16 protein-coding genes and 1 pseudogene are annotated in these 17,210 nt (G+C 64.6%); 7 read left to right on the forward strand and 10 right to left on the reverse strand.

Annotated elements, in window-relative coordinates:
- Positions 1-30: 30 nt before the first annotated feature.
- Genes NKK52_RS27630 through NKK52_RS27650 form a run of 5 tightly spaced genes read right to left on the reverse strand, consistent with a single transcriptional unit; the run spans position 31 to position 5,010 of the window.
- Positions 31-1,143, reverse strand: coding sequence for an NAD(P)/FAD-dependent oxidoreductase (locus tag NKK52_RS27630; protein ID WP_352609095.1), 1,113 nt, complete (start codon positions 1,141-1,143; stop codon positions 31-33).
- 9 nt (positions 1,144-1,152) lie between these two features.
- Positions 1,153-2,328: an N-acetylglucosamine-6-phosphate deacetylase gene (nagA, locus tag NKK52_RS27635; RefSeq protein ID WP_023684263.1), complete on the reverse strand. Its 1,176-nt coding sequence runs from the start codon at positions 2,326-2,328 to the stop codon at positions 1,153-1,155.
- The gene (locus NKK52_RS27640) at positions 2,325-3,356 is read right to left on the reverse strand and encodes an SIS domain-containing protein (protein ID WP_023684262.1); all 1,032 of its coding nucleotides are present in this window, start codon (positions 3,354-3,356) and stop codon (positions 2,325-2,327) included. The genes nagA and NKK52_RS27640 overlap by 4 nt, the downstream gene beginning before the upstream one ends.
- Positions 3,353-4,135: a GntR family transcriptional regulator gene (locus NKK52_RS27645; RefSeq protein ID WP_023668847.1), complete on the reverse strand. Its 783-nt coding sequence runs from the start codon at positions 4,133-4,135 to the stop codon at positions 3,353-3,355. Before NKK52_RS27645 ends, NKK52_RS27640 begins: the two co-directional genes overlap by 4 nt.
- Positions 4,132-5,010: a glucosamine kinase nucleotide-binding domain-containing protein gene (locus NKK52_RS27650; RefSeq protein ID WP_023668846.1), complete on the reverse strand. Its 879-nt coding sequence runs from the start codon at positions 5,008-5,010 to the stop codon at positions 4,132-4,134. The genes NKK52_RS27645 and NKK52_RS27650 overlap by 4 nt, the downstream gene beginning before the upstream one ends.
- Positions 5,011-5,207: 197 nt before the next feature.
- Here NKK52_RS27650 and NKK52_RS27655 point away from each other — a divergent pair, with 197 nt between their 5' ends.
- The 6 genes from NKK52_RS27655 (at position 5,208) to NKK52_RS27680 (ending at position 12,007) form a co-directional block, all read left to right on the forward strand.
- Complete coding sequence (locus NKK52_RS27655; RefSeq protein WP_023684261.1) at positions 5,208-6,164, forward strand: N-acetylmuramic acid 6-phosphate etherase; 957 nt, start codon at positions 5,208-5,210, stop codon at positions 6,162-6,164.
- 1 nt (position 6,165) lies between these two features.
- The gene (locus NKK52_RS27660) at positions 6,166-7,425 is read left to right on the forward strand and encodes an ABC transporter substrate-binding protein (protein WP_023668844.1); all 1,260 of its coding nucleotides are present in this window, start codon (positions 6,166-6,168) and stop codon (positions 7,423-7,425) included.
- A gap of 245 nt (positions 7,426-7,670) precedes the next feature.
- A complete protein-coding gene (locus NKK52_RS27665) occupies positions 7,671-8,600 on the forward strand; it encodes a carbohydrate ABC transporter permease (protein WP_023684260.1) in 930 nt (309 codons plus the stop codon).
- A 226-nt stretch (positions 8,601-8,826) separates the two neighbouring features.
- On the forward strand, positions 8,827-9,666 hold the full coding sequence (locus tag NKK52_RS27670) for a carbohydrate ABC transporter permease (RefSeq protein WP_023668842.1): 840 nt from the start codon (positions 8,827-8,829) through the stop codon (positions 9,664-9,666).
- Between the two features lie 250 nt (positions 9,667-9,916).
- A complete protein-coding gene (locus NKK52_RS27675) occupies positions 9,917-10,978 on the forward strand; it encodes a Gfo/Idh/MocA family protein (protein WP_023684259.1) in 1,062 nt (353 codons plus the stop codon).
- 30 nt (positions 10,979-11,008) lie between these two features.
- Positions 11,009-12,007 (forward strand): ABC transporter ATP-binding protein, encoded by a 999-nt coding sequence (locus NKK52_RS27680; RefSeq protein WP_023684258.1) that lies wholly within the window; start codon positions 11,009-11,011, stop codon positions 12,005-12,007.
- A 26-nt stretch (positions 12,008-12,033) separates the two neighbouring features.
- Here NKK52_RS27680 and NKK52_RS27685 read toward each other — a convergent pair whose 3' ends face one another.
- From NKK52_RS27685 to NKK52_RS27705, 5 genes are read right to left on the reverse strand one after another with little or no spacing between them, the layout of a single operon-like run.
- Positions 12,034-12,927: an ROK family protein gene (locus tag NKK52_RS27685; RefSeq protein WP_023684257.1), complete on the reverse strand. Its 894-nt coding sequence runs from the start codon at positions 12,925-12,927 to the stop codon at positions 12,034-12,036.
- The gene (locus NKK52_RS27690) at positions 12,924-13,727 is read right to left on the reverse strand and encodes an alpha/beta fold hydrolase (protein WP_023684256.1); all 804 of its coding nucleotides are present in this window, start codon (positions 13,725-13,727) and stop codon (positions 12,924-12,926) included. The genes NKK52_RS27685 and NKK52_RS27690 overlap by 4 nt, the downstream gene beginning before the upstream one ends.
- Positions 13,724-14,560, reverse strand: a complete 837-nt coding sequence (locus NKK52_RS27695) for a sugar phosphate isomerase/epimerase family protein (protein WP_023684255.1) — start codon at positions 14,558-14,560, stop codon at positions 13,724-13,726. The genes NKK52_RS27690 and NKK52_RS27695 overlap by 4 nt, the downstream gene beginning before the upstream one ends.
- Positions 14,560-15,639, reverse strand: coding sequence for a Gfo/Idh/MocA family protein (locus tag NKK52_RS27700; protein WP_023684254.1), 1,080 nt, complete (start codon positions 15,637-15,639; stop codon positions 14,560-14,562). The genes NKK52_RS27695 and NKK52_RS27700 overlap by 1 nt, the downstream gene beginning before the upstream one ends.
- A gap of 14 nt (positions 15,640-15,653) precedes the next feature.
- The gene (locus tag NKK52_RS27705) at positions 15,654-16,889 is read right to left on the reverse strand and encodes an ROK family transcriptional regulator (RefSeq protein ID WP_023668835.1); all 1,236 of its coding nucleotides are present in this window, start codon (positions 16,887-16,889) and stop codon (positions 15,654-15,656) included.
- A 140-nt stretch (positions 16,890-17,029) separates the two neighbouring features.
- Between NKK52_RS27705 and NKK52_RS27710 the strand changes: the two are divergent.
- A pseudogene (locus NKK52_RS27710) lies at positions 17,030-17,209 on the forward strand (ATP-binding cassette domain-containing protein); the annotation flags it as partial.
- Position 17,210: the final 1 nt, after the last annotated feature.

Below are 17,210 nucleotides of genomic sequence, written 5' to 3' on the forward strand. Positions count from 1 at the left end.
GCGCCTGCCCGACGTTTCAGGAAACGCCCGTCATTGCGGATATAAAAGCCCAACGACATGTTCTGCGATGGCGAGGCTGGCGGTAAGGCCAGGGCTCTCGATGCCGAACAGATTGACGATCTGACCGCCCCCGTGGTCAGCCGGTCCCTGGATGACGAAGTCGGCGGCCGGCTGTCCCGGACCCGACAGTTTCGGCCTGACGCCGGCATAGGCCGGTTGCAGGGCGCCGTCCGCCAGGCCGGACCAGTAGCGCCTGATTTCGTCGTAGAAGGCAGCGCCTCGTGCGGGATCGACGGTATAGTCGACGCGATCGATCCATTCGACATCCGGGCCAAAGCGCGCGCTCCCCGACATGTCGAGGGTCAGATGCACGCCGAGGCCGCCATGGACCGGCACCGGATAGATCAGCCGCGAAAAGGGCGAGCGGCCGGAAAGCGCGAAATAATTGCCGCGCGCCAGCCACAGCGGCGGAACACGGTCTTGCGGGAGGCCTTCGATGCGGCCGGCGAGCGCCTGCGCGTCGAGGCCGGCGGCGTTGATGAAGGCGCCGGTCTTCAAGGTGAAACCCTCGCCATCGGCGTCGCGCGTGTCGATCCGGATGCCGTCGGCTTCGATGCTCGCGCCTGAGACAACGGTGAGCAAGGCGAAAGATGCGCCGGCCGCTTCCGCGTCTCCACGCAATGACAGCATCAGCGCCTGGCTGTCGACGATGCCGGTTGACGGCGACAGCAGCGCGCCGGCGCAGCTCAGCGCCGGTTCCAGGCTTTCGGCCTCTGCGCGCGTCAAAAGCTTGAGGTCACCGACTCCGCATTGCGCCGCGTCGATCTGGATCGCCTGCAGTTTGTCCAACTGGTCGGGTTCGACGGCAACGATCAGTTTGCCGGTGCGATGATGGGCGACGTCGTGCTCGCGGCAATAGGCATAGAGACGCTCGCGGCCGTTGACGCAGAGACGGGCCTTCAGGCTGCCCGGCGTATAATGAAGCCCGGCATGGATGACTTCCGAATTGCGCGAACTGGTGCCCGTGCCGATGGCTGCGGCCTTCTCGACCACCAGCACCTCGCGGCCCGACAGCGCCAGCGCGCGGGCAATGGCGAGGCCGACAACACCGGCTCCGGCGACAACGCAGTCGACATCATGCATGGGTGGACTTTAGCGCGGACTGTCCGCGCCTGCAAAAACCTTGTCGCCGCCGATCCAGACGCCGTTGACGTCGAGGGCGTCCGACAGAGCGACGATATCGGCAGCCGTGCCATTGGCGAAGCGGCCGAGCCGGTGGGCCTGGCCGACCGCCTGCGCCGGATAGAGCGAGGCCATGCGCAACGCTTCCGACAGGTCCAGCCCGACGATCCTGTGCATGTAGCGGACGGCCGAGATCATATCGAGATCGGCGCCGGCCAGCGTGCCGTCGGCCAGCCGCAGACTGCCATCCTTGCGATAGATGATGCGGCCGTTGAGGGTGAACGACGTCATGGCGGTGCCGATCGTCGCCATGGCGTCGGTGACCAGCACGATCCTGCCCGGCCCCTGCTTGGCGCGCAGCGCGATTGCCATGGTGGCGGGATCGACATGGATGCCGTCGGCGATGATCCCGGCCGACAGACTGCCTATGTCGATGGCCGCACCCGCCAGCCCCGGCTCACGGTTGCCGATCTGGCTCATGGCGTTGAACAGATGTGTGACCACGCTGGCGCCGGCATCGGCAAAGGCTCTGGCCGTGGCGTAGCCGGTGTCGGAATGGCCGAGGCTGACAATCACACCGGCCTTGGCCAAGGCCGCAACGCGGGCAGGCTCGACGGATTCAGGCGCTATCGTCGTCAGCAGCACCGGCAGGTTTTTGCGTGCCGCGACCAGCGCCGCTTCATCCGCATCCGTCATCGGCCGGATCAGCGCCGGTTCATGCGCGCCCTTGCGGGCGACGGAGAGATGCGGCCCTTCGAGATGCAGGCCGAGAAATCCCGGCAGTTTTTGCCGTGCCGCCCCGGTGCCGGCGGCAATGGCCGCGGCGGTGATGTCAGGCGTATCTGTGATCAGCGTCGGCAGCAGTGCGGTCGTGCCGAACGGCGCATGCGCCCGGCAGATTGTTGCCAGCGAGGCGACATCGGGATGGTCGTTGAGCATGACGCCGCCGCCGCCATTGACCTGCAGGTCGACAAAACCCGGCACCAGCATGCCGCCCCCGGCGTCGATGCGGGCAACGCCCGACGGAATGGCGCCGACGGGATGAATGCCTTCGACCACATCGCCGTGCACGACAAGGGCGGCGTTGTCATGCCAGTCGTCGCCATCGAAAATTCGGGCGCCAGTCAGGGCAAAACGGTCGCTCATACGGTTTCCGTCACCTTGCGCAGATTGCGCGGTACATCCGGATCGAGGCCGCGATGGCGGGCGAAGGCTTCGACGAAGCCGTAGAAGGAGACGATCAGCGTCAGCGGGTCGGTCAAGGGATGACCGGTGGCGACATGCGGCAGCCGCGCCGCGCTCTTGGCTTTGTCCGAGGTTACAAAAACGGCTGCACCCTTGCCGGCAAGGTTGTCGGCAGCCTCTGCCACGGACGGCTCGGAGGCATCGCGGGCGGCGAGCGCCAGCACCGGGAAGCCTGGCCCGACCAGGGCCAGCGGGCCGTGCATGACTTCGGCGGCGCTATAGGCCTCTGCATGCATGCCGCAGGTCTCCTTGAATTTCAGCGCCGCCTCGTTGGCCATCGCCGCCGACGGGCCACGTCCTAGGATAAACAGCGATTGCGGCGTCTCCAATGCGCCGGCCAGCGCCATCCAGTCGCAGGCGATCGCCTTGCTGAAATGCTCGGGCAGGCGGGCGAGGGCGGCCAGCAGTCTGTCGTCGCCGGTGCAATGCGCCATCAGCGCCAGGCCGGCGACCGCCGAATTGACGAATGTCTTGGTCGCCGCGACGCTGCGCTCGGGGCCGGCCAGAATGTCGATGGCAAAATCCGAAGCCCGCGCCAGCGGCGAATCGGCGGTGTTGGTGATGGCGACGGTGAGCGCACCGCCGGCTCGTGCCGTCTCGGCCATGGCGACGATATCAGGGCTTTTGCCGGATTGCGAGATGGCGAGGCAAGCCGAACCGGCGAGCTTGAGCTTGGCGCCGTAGATCGAGGCGACCGATGGACCGACCGAAGCGACGGCCAGGCCGGCGGTCAGTTCGACGGCATATTTCATGAAGGTGGCGGCATGGTCGGACGAACCGCGCGCGACGGTAACGACGAAGCTCGGATCGCGCTCGCGAATGCCGCGTCCGGCCTCGGTCAGCACCGCCGCCGAGCCATCGAGCAGACGCGCGACGGCTTGCGGAATTTCGTCGATCTCGCGCCGCATATGGGTGGTCTTGGGGATCATGGTCGGCCCTCTTCGCTCGGCCCTGTCAGGCGCAGTTCGGCGACGAAATCATAGGCGTCGCCGCGGTAGATGGAGCGGGTGAACTCGATCACCTTGCCGCTCGCGAGATAGGAAATGCGTTCGATGTGCAGGCCGGCAATGCCGGATGGCACTTCGAGCAGACGCGCATCGGCGTCGCCGAGATTGGCGGCGGAAATGCGCTGCACCGCCCGCACCGGCCGGTTGCCGGTCAGTTGCAGCGCCGCATAGAGTGACGAGCCTATCCCGGCCGGATCCGGCAGCACGCTGGCCGACAACGAGGCGCGCTCGATGGCCAGCGGCGTGTCGTTTGCGATGCGCAGGCGCGCCACGCGCGCCACCAGCTCGTTCGAGGACAGGCCGAGCACCATCATCTCGTCGGGCGAGGGCGGGTAGAGGTCGCGGTCGAGCCAGGCTGAACGCACCGCCATGCCGCGCCTTGCCATGTCCTCGGTGAATGAAGTGAGCCTGGACAGCGACTGCTCGACGCGCTCCATGCGCGGCGCCACGAAGGTGCCGGAGCCGTGGCGCTGCACGAGGATGCCGCCCTTGACTAGGTCCTGCACCGCCTTGCGGACGGTGACGCGCGAAATGTCGGCCTTGGTGGCGATGTCGCGCTCGGAAGGCAGCGCATCGCCCGGCCCGATCAGGCCGCGATTGACGGCGTCCTCGATGCTTTTCCTGAGCTGCAGGTAGAGCGGGGCGCCGCTCTGCGACGACTGCCTCAGCGTGGCGAAGATCTGGTCGGCGGCATCGCTCATCGCGTCGCCTCCGCTTTGACGAAGATGCGGGCCGCCATCTGCACGGCGCCGCCCAGCGCATCGTCGAGCGGCGCTTTCAGCAGCGCCTGGTAGCGCTGGGAAAGGCGCGGCCCATAGAGCGGCGCCAGCCCGCCGAGCAGGCAGAGCGGGGCGTCATCAGAGAGGTCGAGCGCGTGGAGCGACGCCTCGACATCGGCAACCGACTTGTCCACGATCCAGTTGGCGACGCTGTCGCCCTTCTCGGCATGCTCGAAAACCTTGGGCGCGAAGCCGCCGAAATCGCCGGGCTTGGCATTGGTGGTGAACTCGACCACGTCTTCGGGATTGTTGCGGAAAATGGCCATCATGCTGTCGGTCAGGGCTGAGCGCGGCCGGACGCCGTCATGGGCGAGCAGCGTCTGCTCCAGCAGGTCGCGGCCGATCCGGGCGCCGCTGCCTTGATCACCGACCTGAAAGCCCCAGCCGCCGATGGCGCGCGACGTGCCGCCCTTGCGCGCCATATAGGCGGTGCCGGTGCCGAGGATGGCCATGGCGCCGTCACCAGAGCCGACTGCCCCTTCGAGCGCGATCTCGGCGTCCGTCTCGACGCGGCTGATGCTGAACGGCAGGATTGCTTCAAGCTGCTGGCGGTAGGTGCCGACATTGGCGCCGGCAAGGCCGAGAATGGCTGGTGTCTGCGGGATCAGGTCCGGATCTTGCCCGGCGGCGATGAAGGCCTGACGAGCAGCCTCGACGATGTGGGTGCGAGCGCCGGTGAGATCGGTGCGGATGTTGGCGGCGCCGCTTTTGGCACGGCCAATGACAACGCCATCGCCTGTCGCAAGGGCTGCCCTGCAGCTGGTGCCGCCGCCGTCGATACCGAGCACGAATTTCACGCGATGTCTCCTCCGGGCGATAATACCAATAAAATACCAATAGCCAAGGGATTAATTTCCGTTTCAAAAAGATTAAGGCGTATCAGGTTGAAAAACCCGGAATTTCGCCGGCTCAACGCTTTCCAGTTCGCAATTTCGTTAATGCGTGTGGACAAGTGGTATTTTTTTGGTATTGTTCGTCCATCGGAGGGACAGGGATGGCCGAACCGCGCACCGAAGCGCTTCACAGCAATGCCGAGGGACTGGACATCCAGGCCCCGGACGCCATCCTTTCTTCTTTGGTCAATGCGCAGATCGAGGCCGCCAAGGCTGTGCGCGACGCCATTCCCGCCATCGCCGCCGCAGCCGAAATCATCGCCGGGCGGCTGAACGGCGGCGGCAAGCTCGCCTATGCTGCGGCCGGCAGCTCCGGCCTGATGGCGCTGGCCGACGCGCTGGAGTTGCCCGGCACCTTCGGCATCAAGCGCGAACGCATCGCCATCCTCATCGCCGGTGGCGACGACGCTTTCAAGACCCTGGCCGGCGGACCGGAAGACGACACCGACGAAGCCTCGACGGCAATTGCCGGCGCCGGCATCGGCAAGGGCGACTGCCTGATCGCGATTTCGGCCAGCGGCTCGACGCCCTATGCGGTGCAGGCGCTGAAGGATGCGCGCAGCCGGGGCGCGGCAACCATCGCCATTGCCAACAACAAGGACACGCCCCTGCTCAGGCTGGCCGACGTCGCCATCCTGCTCGAGACGCCACCGGAGGTGATTGCCGGCTCGACGCGCATGGGCGCCGGCACTGCCCAGAAGATCGCGCTCAACATGCTGTCGACGCTTACCGCCATTCATCTCGGCCATGTCCATGACGGCTACATGGTCAATCTCACCGCCGACAACATCAAGCTGCGCGACCGCGCGGCTCGCATCGTCGCCGCTATCAGCGGCCGCGACCGGCAAGACGCCGTGCGGCTGCTCGAAGCGAGCGGCGGCGTCGTCAAGACAGCCATTCTGCTCGCCGCCGGCGCTGCCAACTCCGTTGCGGCCGAGAAGATACTGGAAGGGACCGGCCAGAAGCTGCGGCCAGCCCTTTCCGCGATCGAGGGGAACAAGGGCGCGAAGGCCCCTGTTCTCAAAACCGAACCTGAAAAAGGTCAACAGGGAGACTAGCATGACAACGAAATTACTGACGGCACTGCTTCTCGGCACCAGCATTCTCGGCACCGCCGGGTTGGCTCACGCCGATGACGTAACGCTCAATATCGAAAGCTGGCGCGGCGACGACCTTGCCATCTGGAAGGACAAGCTGATCCCGGCTTTTGAGGCCAAGAACCCGGGCATCAAAGTGGTGTTCGCACCGTCGGCGCCGACCGAGTATGACGCCGCACTCGGCGCCAAGCTCGCCGCCGGCTCGGCTGGCGACCTGATCACCTGCCGCCCGTTCGACAAGTCGCTCGAACTGTTCAAGAAGGGCAACCTTGCCGACCTGTCGGCGCTGCCCGGCATGGAAAACTTTTCGCCCGTTGCCAAGGCCGCCTGGCAGACCGACGACGGCAAGGCGAGCTTCTGCGTGCCGATGGCCTCGGTCATTCACGGCTTCATCTACAACAAGGACGCCTTCGACAAGCTCGGCCTCAAGGTGCCGACGACGCGTGACGAGTTCTTCGCCGCGCTCGACAAGATCAAGGCCGACGGCACCTACATCCCGATGGCCATGGGCACCAAGGACCTCTGGGAAGCCGCGACCATGGGCTATCAGAACATCGGTCCGAACTACTGGAAGGGCGAAGAGGGCCGCGCAGCGCTGATCAAGGGCGACCAGAAGCTGACCGACAAGGACTGGGTTGCTCCCTATGAGGAACTGGCCAAGTGGAAGCCTTATCTCGGCGACGGCTTCGAGGCCCAGACCTATCCGGACAGCCAGAACCTGTTCACGCTTGGCCGCGCCGCCATCTACCCGGCGGGATCGTGGGAGATCGGCCTGTTCAACACCCAGGCGCAGTTCAAGATGGGCGCCTTCCCGCCGCCGGTCGAGAAGGCCGGCGACACCTGCTACATCTCCGACCATACCGATATCGGCATGGGCCTGAATGCGGCGTCGAAGAATGCCGACGCGGCCAAGACCTTCCTGTCCTGGGTCGCCTCGCCGGACTTCGCCACCATCTACGCCAACGCACTGCCGGGCTTCTTCAGCCTGAATTCCACCCCGGTGAAGATGGAAGACCCGCTGGCGCAGGAATTCGTCTCCTGGCGCGACAAGTGCAAGTCGACGATCCGCTCGACCTACCAGATCCTGTCGCGCGGCACGCCGAACCTCGAGAACGAAACCTGGGTTGAATCGGCCAACGTCATCAATGGCACCGACACGCCGGAAGCTGCCGCCAAGAAGCTGCAGGACGGCCTCGACAGCTGGTACAAGCCGGGCAAGTAAGAGCTCAGACAACAGACAGGGCCCCAAGTGGACGGCCCTGCGTTTTTCGACAGCATCATCGACTGCGAACGACGGCGCCGCCCCTCATCCGCCTGCCGGCACCTTCTCCCCGTATAGTGACGGGGAGAAGGATCAGCCGAAACGCAGGCGCCCCCTCTCCCCGTCCTTCACGGGGAGAGCGTGAGGGTGAGGGGCAGCGCTGCCGTCGAAGGCATTGCTAAACCTGATCGGCGGGGACCGCACTCATGGCCGCACAAACACGACCGAAACGACCGTTCCGCTGGCATATCGGCGTCTTCCTGGCGCCGGCGCTGCTGGTCTATACGGCGATCATGATCCTGCCGCTCGCCGGCACCTTGCAGCTGTCGCTGTTCCGCAACGTCGAGCAGCATCAGGTGTTCGTTGGCTTCACCAACTTCCGTACGTTGTTCGGCGACCCCAACTGGTCGGTCGGCTTCTGGAACGCGCTGCGGAACAATACCTGGTTCTTCATCATCCACATGGTGGTGCAGAACCCGATCGGTGTCATGCTGGCGGCATTGCTGTCCAGCCCGAGGCTGAGATTCGCCGCCTTCTACCGCACCGCGATCTTCGTGCCGACCATCCTGTCCTTCGTCATCGTCGGTTTCGCCTGGAAACTGATCCTGTCGCCGTTGTGGGGCGTGGCGCCGCATCTGATGGATCTGGTCGGCCTGAAAAGCCTGTTCACGCCGTGGCTCGGCAAAGAACAATATGCCCTGACCGCGCTCAGCCTGATCTCGGTGTGGCAGTTCGTCGGCATCCCGATGATGCTGATCTATGCAGCCCTTTTGTCGATCCCCGAAGAGGTGATCGAGGCGGCCGAATGTGACGGCATCACCGGCATGTCGCAGTACTGGAAGATCAAGCTGCCGCTGATCCTGCCGTCGATCGGCATCATCTCGATCCTGACCTTCGTCGGCAATTTCAACGCCTTCGACCTGATCTACACCGCGCAAGGGGCGCTCGCCGGCCCGAACTATTCGACCGATATTCTGGGCACTTTCCTCTACCGCGCCTTCTTCGGCTTTCAGTTGCAGACCGGCGATCCCAATATGGGCGCGGCGATCGCCACGATGATGTTCCTGATCATCCTCGGCGGCGTCTGCGTCTACCTGTTCCTCGTCCAGACGCGCCTGCGTCGCTACCAGTTCTGAGGGGCGAGATGTCGAGCTTGAACACCCCCCTCTGGCCTGCCGGCCATCTCCCCCGCAAGGGGGGAGATTGGCAGCTCTGGCCTTGCCGCTCGTCTTGCAACGTTGGCGATTGGCGAAAGCAGTCGCGGCATCTGATCTCCCCCCTTGCGGGGGAGATGTCCGGCAGGACAGAGGGGGGTGCCTTGGTGCCGACCTCAACAGTCATCGCTCGTCAGGAGACCTTCCAATGAGCACCGCCACCCGTTCGCTGCCCCGCACCATCGGCGCCCACGCGATCCTGTTGACCTACACGGCGATCGCGCTGTTTCCGGTGATCCTGGTCATCATGAACTCGTTCAAATCGCGCGCCGGCATCTTCAGCGAGCCGCTGACGCCGCCGACGCCAAAAACCTTCGACCTGATCGGCTACACCACGGTGATCGGCCAGGGCGACTTCATCCATTATTTCCAGAACAGCCTGGTCGTCACCGTCGCCTCGCTGTTCTTCGTGCTTCTGTTCGGCGCGATGGCGGCGTTCGCGCTCTCGGAATACCGCTTCCGCGGCAACACGCTGATGGGGCTTTACCTCGCGCTCGGCATCATGATCCCGATCCGGCTCGGCACCGTCGCCATCCTGCAATTGATGGTGGCGAGCGGGCTGGTCAACACGCTGACGGCGCTGATCCTGGTCTACACCGCGCAGGGGCTGCCGCTGGCCGTCTTCATCCTGTCGGAATTCATGAAGCAGGTGTCCGACGATCTGAAGAATGCCGGCCGCATCGACGGCCTGTCGGAATACACGATCTTCTTCCGGCTGGTGCTGCCGCTGGTGCGGCCGTCGATGGCGACGGTCGCCGTCTTCACCATGATCCCGATCTGGAACGATCTGTGGTTCCCGCTGATCCTGGCGCCGTCGGAAGAGACCAAGACGGTGACGCTCGGCGCGCAGTTGTTCCTCGGCCAGTTCGTCACCAACTGGAACGCCATCCTGGCCGCACTCTCGCTGGCGATCATGCCGGTGCTGACCCTCTACGTCATCTTCTCGCGGCAGCTGATCCGCGGCATCACATCCGGAGCCGTCAAGTGAGCGGAGCCCTACAAATCTCTGCTGGAGCCTTCACCCCACCCGGCGCTGCGCGCCGACCTCCCCATCAAGGGGAGGTAAAAGGTCGTGGCTTCATTCACGACCGCCAAAGGGCGACTTTCGGAGAAGCTTCTTTGGCAGTGAGGGTGTTCGCGCCAACGTCCTACCTCCCCTCGATGGGGAGGTCGGCGCGAAGCGCCGGGTGGGGTGACACCCTCTCAGAAGGAACAACTGGAACATCTGGAGTAGTTAGGTGACCTCTAAATCGCCCCTTCGCGTCGTCGTCGCAGGCCTCGGTAACATGGGGCGTAGCCATGCGCTGGCCTACCACACTAATCCGGGCTTCGAGATCGCGGCCCTGATCAACCGCTCCGACGTGCCGTTACCGGACGGGCTGTCGGGCTATGGCATCAGGCGCTCCTTCGACGACGCGTTGCGCGATGAAAAGCCGGATGTCGCCTGCATCGCCACCTATTCCGACAGCCATGCCGACTATGCGGTGAAGGCATTCGAGGCCGGCTGCCACGTCTTCGTCGAGAAGCCGCTCGCAACGACGGTGGCGGACGCCAAGCGCGTCGTCGCCGCGGCCAAGGCCAATGGCCGAAAATTGGTGATCGGCTACATCCTGCGCCACCACCCGTCCTGGGTCAGGCTGATCGCCGAGGCGCGCAAGCTCGGCGGCCCTTACGTGTTTCGCATGAACCTCAACCAGCAATCGTCAGGCCCGACCTGGCAGACGCACAAGCAGTTGATGCAGACGACGTCGCCGATCGTCGATTGCGGCGTGCACTATCTCGACGTGATGCTGCAGATCACCGACGCCAGGCCGGTCGAGGTGCGCGGCATGGGGCTGCGGCTGACCGAGGAGATCGCGCCGACAATGTACAATTACGGCCATCTCCAGGTGCTGTTCGACGACGGCTCGGTCGGCTGGTACGAGGCGGCTTGGGGACCGATGATTTCGGAAACGGCGTTCTTCGTGAAGGACGTGATGTCGCCCAATGGCTGCGTGTCGATCGTCATGAAGGAAGGTGTGAAGTCGGACGACATCGACACCCACACCAAGACCTCGACCATCCGCCTGCACAGTGCGGCGACCGGCGCGGACGGCAAGTTCGCCAGGCCGGACGAGATGCTGTCGATGGACGGCGAACCCGGCCACCAGGACCTCTGCGATCTCGAACAGGCCTTCGTGCTGAAGGCGATCCGGGAAGACATTGACCTGACCCGCCACATGGACGACGCGGTGAAATCGCTCGCCGTCTGCCTTGCCGCCGATGAGAGCGTGCGCAGCGGCGCCCCAGTTAAGCTCTAGTAGGGCAAACTCTAGAACAAGGACGAAGCCGTGGGCTCGCTGGTAATCGAGAATGTGAAGAAGGCCTTCGGGCCGGTCGAGGTGCTGAAAGGCATCAACCTCGAAGTGACCGACGGCGAATTCGTCGTCTTCGTCGGCCCATCTGGCTGCGGCAAGTCAACCTTGCTCAGGGTCATCGCCGGGCTGGAGGATTCGACCTCCGGCAGACTGGTGATCGACGGCGCCGATGTCTCGGCCACGCCCCCGGCAAAACGCGGCATCGCCATGGTGTTCCAGACGTATGCGCTCTACCCGCATCTGACGGTGAAGAACAATATGGGCCTCGGCCTCAAGCAGGCCGGCACGCCCGCCCCGGAGATCGAACGCCGCATCGGCGTCGCCTCGTCGATGCTGTCGCTGGAACCGTATCTCGAGCGGCGGCCGGCGGAACTGTCGGGCGGCCAGCGCCAGCGCGTCGCCATCGGCCGCGCCGTGGTGCGTGAGCCAAAACTGTTTCTCTTCGACGAGCCCTTGTCGAACCTCGATGCAGCGCTTCGCGTCAACACGCGACTGGAGATCGCGCAGCTGCATCGCCGGCTGAAGGCAACGATGATCTACGTCACCCATGATCAGGTCGAGGCGATGACGCTGGCCGACAAGATCGTCGTGCTCAACGCTGGCCAGATCGAGCAGATCGGCGGCCCGATGGAGCTTTACAATTCGCCGGCAAACGAGTTCGTCGCCGGCTTTATCGGCTCGCCGAAGATGAATTTCATCGACGGCGCCAGATTGGGCGAGACGGCCAAGACGATCGGCGTGCGGCCGGAGCATCTGACCGTGGATCCAAGGTCCGGTGCCTGGAAGGGAACGGTGGTGCACGCCGAACATCTCGGCGCCGACACCAACCTCTATCTCGACTGCGAAAAGGCCGGGCTGATCACGGTGCGCATTTTCGGTGTCTACGACGCCGAGCCCGGTGCGACGCTGTATGCAACGCCCGAGCCGGGTAAGACATACCGGTTTGGGGCGGACGGCAAGACGATCAAGTAATCCTTCGCCGACAGCAACCACGGCGATCACACCGCGCCGAGCAGCACCGCGCCATGGATCGCCGCCTGCCAGCCCAGGGCCGCCCAGCGTATGTCCAGAGGCTCTACAACAAGCGAATGCGGTAGGCTGTCCGCGATGCGCTGCTTGAGCGTCTGGCGGGGATAGGACTTCATGTCGACGATACCGCCGCCGATCAGGATTGTCTGAGGGGAAAACAGGGCGGCTGCCGTTGCGACGGCCACCGCCTGCTGCCAGACGATTTCGTCGAGCCATTCGCGCAGCGATGGCGGCTGCCCGGCCGCCGAAAACAGATCGGCCACCGGGATATCGTAGTCTGTCGCGAGGTCGACGAGCGTTGCCCCTGAGGCATAGGTCTCGACCCGGTTTGGCGGACCGCTTTCGTCAGGCCGGTAGATCGGCATATGGCCGATTTCCAGCGCCCAGCCGCCGCCCCTGAAAATGCCGTGCTTGCCGAGATAGGCCGCACCGATGCCGGTGCCGGGATAGACCGCCAGCACCTCCTTTTGCCGCTTCACTGCGCCGGCGACGCTTTCACCCAGCAATTGCAGCACGACGTCGCGTTCGAGCCGCACGGGAACGCGGAGCCGCGATGCCAGTTCCGTACCCAGCCGGATGCCGTTCAGCTCGGGAATGTTGGCCGTGTGCAGCACCGTGTCGAAGTCGCGGTCGATGAACCCAGGCACCGTCGCAACGACCCGTGCAGGTTTGAGCCCGGCATCGCGGCAGGCTGCGGTGACCGCATCGGCCAACCCCGCCACAGGCGCGCCCTGGCGCAGTTGCGCGGTCGGGTAGGTGCGGGCAAAATCCACCGGGATGCCGTGGTCGGCAAAGCCAACCTTGACCGACGTGCCGCCGATCTCGACCACGGCGATCGTGTCGTCCATCGTTTGATGCGTCATGCCAGCGCTTCCAGGAACTCCGAAAGACAGGCGCGGAATTCCCGCCGGTAGGCGGCGCGATCCTGCGATTTGGCTGTGATGGTGCAAAGCCGGGCCGACGGGATGAGCCCGGCCAGCGTCTGTGCGTCGTCCAGTCGATGGACGAGGTCATGGTCATGGCCGATGACAAGGGTCGGAACCGCGATAGCGCGGATGTCCGCCTCGCTCACGCCGGGACCGTCGCCGGCGATCGCCAAAAGCAGCCTGCCGAACAGAACCGGGTCCGGGCGACTGAAGAAGCCCTGCAGACTGCTGAGATTGTCTGGCGCCAATCTGGCCAGTTCGCCGGCAACAGCGCTGTCATCGAACAGACGCCTGGCGTCTTCAGGCGAATGGCGCATCAAGAGATCGCCGACGACGGCATAGGGCTTCATATTTTCCGGAGCCGCCTGGGCTACCCAGGCGGGCCGCGCGAGCACCAGCGCGCGCACGCGGGCCGGCTTATGCACCGCCAGGCGCAGTGCCAGCGCCGCACCCATCGAAATGCCGCCGACGACGGCCGGACCGATGCCGAGATCGTCGGCGAGCGCTTCGACATCTTCAGCAAAAGTCGCAACCGAAAGCCGCTCGACCGGCCCGTAGCTGGATCCGCCCTGGCCCCGGCATTCGAGCGTCACCCGCCGGGTCACCGGCAGATCGGGAAACACGTCGGCAACCTGCGCGTCGTCGCCGCCTAGGCCGTGCTGAAAGATGACGGGAAGCCCGGCGCCGACGTCCCGGTAGGCAAGATCGACGCCATCGCGGCTGAAGGTCTCTTTCACGCGCGCTCGCTCGCTTCCAGCACGGTGCGCAGAAAGGCGCCCACGCCGGGCGCCTCGGCCTCTGTCAGGCCATGCGTGATCAGGGGTCCGTCGAAGCCAGCGGCTTTCAGACGGCCGATGAAATGCGGGAAGTCGACAACGCCATGTCCGGCTGCGGCAAAACTGCCATCGGCATGGCGGTCCTTGGCATGGGCCATGCCGATCTCGGCGGCCAGCAGATCGATGGCTTCGTCGATGAGGCGATGACGCTCTGCGCTGTCTGCCACTTCGAACAGATTGGCCGGATCGAGCACGATGCGCAGGCGCTTGCTGTTCATTTCGTCCAGCAGGCGGCGTGCGGCCCGGGCGCTGGAGAGGACATTGGCCAGTTCCGGTTCGATGCCAAGCTCGATGTCGAAGCGCTCGGCAATCGCGATCGCCGCTTCCATCTCCGTCCGCAGATCGCTCCATGCCGCCTCGCTTGCATTGTCGGGATGCCAGCGCCAAGGATCCTGCGCATCCCTTGTGCCGGTGCACAGCGTAATCAGACGGGTGCCCATATCGGCGCATGACTCGGCCAGTACCTCAAGCCGGGCGAGTCCCTGGATGCGAACCGAGCGATCCGGGTGGATCATGTTGTAGGTTCCCGAAACTGCTGCGATCGAAACGCCGGCCTCGCCGCTCGCCTCAGCGACGGACCGGGCCGCATCCGGCTCGATGCTGTCCGGCATCGACGGCAGTCCTAGGCACGCCATGTTGAACTGCGCCGCCGTGTAGCCGGCGTCCGCGACCGCGCGCAGAACCGGCAAGGCGCCGGTGGCGGCGAAGGTCTTGGCGAAAATCCCAAGCTGCATCACACGACCCCGTCGACATCGGCCAGACGGACGGCGCGGCCGCCGGCAGCGGCCGAGCGGGCTATGGCCGCCATGCCCCTGACCGAGGCGATGCCGTCCTCGATGCTGGCGCCGATCATGGGCGCGCCATTCAGCACGACATAGGCAAAGCCTTCGAGCTGGCGGCGATAGAAGTGGCCATCCGCGCCAAGCGTCCGATGCCAACTGCCATCGGCCTCGCGGAAAATGTCGACCTCGCTGCTCTTGTAGTACCAGGGGTTATACGTCTTCGCGAGAACGCTGCCGTTCTGGCCATAGATCTGGAACCCTTCGTGCCAGTCCATGCGCACGGCGACCGTCAGGTCGAGATGGCCGATCGTGCCGTCGGCGAAGATGGTGGTGATGAACCAGCAATAGGCGCCATAGCGCTCGGTGAGCCGGGCCTCGACCGCCTCGATCGGCCTGTGCAGATGGCGCGCCGTATCGAGGAGATGGCTGCCATGCGCCAGCATGTAGTATTGGCGCAGATCCGCCTTGGGATTGACGGCAGGCTTGCGCGCCTTGGCGCTGGTGATGATCAGCGGTTGCACCGCATCGGTCATCGGGTAGCGGTGGGTGCTGTCGCAGTACCAGCCCTTGAACGCCAGCCGCTCGCCCATTTCGTCGTCGACGAAAGCCTTGGCCGCCTGGATGCCGGGATCGAAGCGCTTCATATGGCCGACCTGAAGCACCTTGCCGCTCTTGTCGAGCGTGGCCCGCAAGCCTTCGACCTCCTCGACCGAAACGCCCAGCGGCTTTTCGCAAAGCACATGCTTGCCGGCATCGAGCGCCAGTTCCGCGGCCTTGACGTGAAAAATGTCCGATGTCGCGATGATGACGGCATCGAGATCGGGATCGGCCAGCATCAGGCCGTAGTCGGCATAGGATTTTTCAGGCGCGTAGGTCGCCGCCATCCTGTCGCGCAGATCGTCGGCGACATCGCAGATGGCATAGAGATCGGTATTGCGTGCCTTGGTGCAGGATTCGAAATGCGCCGCCTGGGCAATCGGACCGCAGCCGAGCACGCCGACACGCAGCCGCTTTTCGTCTTTGCGAGGCATGGAATCTCTCCTGATTAGCGCGCGGCGAGGCCGCGAAGTTGAAATTGCGGATCGCCCGACAAAGCTGCCTGATGCAGCAGACAGGCAGCGCCCAATGCCGGACCGTCGGCCCCGACGCGCGACAGTTCGACCGTAGGAACGGGGTAACCTTCAGCCAGGAACTCCAGCAAAAAAGCTTCCACCTGCTCGGCGACAAAGGGATAGACAGCATTGACGGAGCCGGAGAGGATGATGCGCTCCGGCTGCAAGGTGCAGGCAAGTGTCGCCAGGCCGCGGCCGAACCAGAGCGCCCAGTCGCGCGCGGTGGCAACGGCTGCCGGATCGCCGCCGGCCAGCGCTGCGACAAACTCATCCACGCCGGCGCGCAGTCCGCTTATGTGCAAATAGCGAGCCAGTAAAGCATCCTTGCCGACATAGGATTCCAGTCGGCCCGGGCGCTTCGCGTCGAAGACAAAACCTTCGTCGCCGATGCGCAGATGCCCGATTTCGCCGGCGCCGCCGAGCCGGCCGCGATGCAGCCTGCCGGCATTGATGATGCCGCCGCCAACGCCGTTCTCGATCAGGATGACCAGAGCATCCTCATGGTCCTTGCCCGGCTGCGCCCGGTATGTCTCGGCCACCGCCACGGCATTGGCATCGTTTTCCAAGAGGATTGGAAAGTCCGCGCCAAAGGCAGTGCGCAAAAGCTCCGCCAGATTGACCCCGTGCCAGCCAAGGATGGTGGCATGGTATGAAATCCCGTCGGCGGCGGGGAAGCCGGGCACGGCGACATTGAGCCCGTAGGGGCGCGTGCCCGCAGGCAATTGTGAGCGGATCTCGGCGACGAGTTCCCCGATGATGTCGACCGCGGCTTCGGGCGTGCTACCGGGGCCGGCAAATGCCCTAGAGGCGCTCGCACGCCGCGCGCCGGCAAGGTCGACAGTCACGACTGCGATCCAGTTGACGCCGATATAAGCGCCAAGGAAGAAGCCGCCATTGCCGTCGATCTCGACCAGGATACCGGGACGGCCGACCCGACCCTCGCTATCCTGCTCGTCATCCGCTCCATCCGACCGCTCGCGCGCCAGACCGGCTTCCGTCAGCCCCAGCACCAGGGCGCCGGTGGTCGACCGGGTCAGGCCGAGATCGCGTGCGAGCGCTGCCCGGCTCGACGCGCCGGCACGAAACAGCGCCGCAAGTGCCCGCGTTTCGTTCGGCCGAAGATCGGTCGACACCAGCACGTCGTTCTCCACAATTTGTTTGCTCGACATACTAATAGAATTTCTAGGCGGTTTGAAAGACCCAAGGTTGGGCGCATTGCAATAAACCTTCAGCATCTCCAAGCCCATTGAACCCAAGTTTCAAACGATGATTTGTATCAGAAACTTACAAATTGGCATGGGAAGATGCGATGACGGTTCTAGCGCGTCTCGAACATATCGTGAAGGATTTCGGTGCCGTTCGCGCGCTGGACAATGTCTCGCTCGACATCAATGAGGGCCAGGTTCTCGGCCTGACGGGCGACAATGGCGCCGGCAAATCGACGCTGGTCAAAACCATCGCCGGAAATTTCCAGCCGACGTCAGGCGCCT

The organism is Mesorhizobium sp. C277A (assembly GCF_040324395.1).
In the GTDB taxonomy this organism is placed as follows: Bacteria; Pseudomonadota; Alphaproteobacteria; order Rhizobiales; family Rhizobiaceae; genus Mesorhizobium.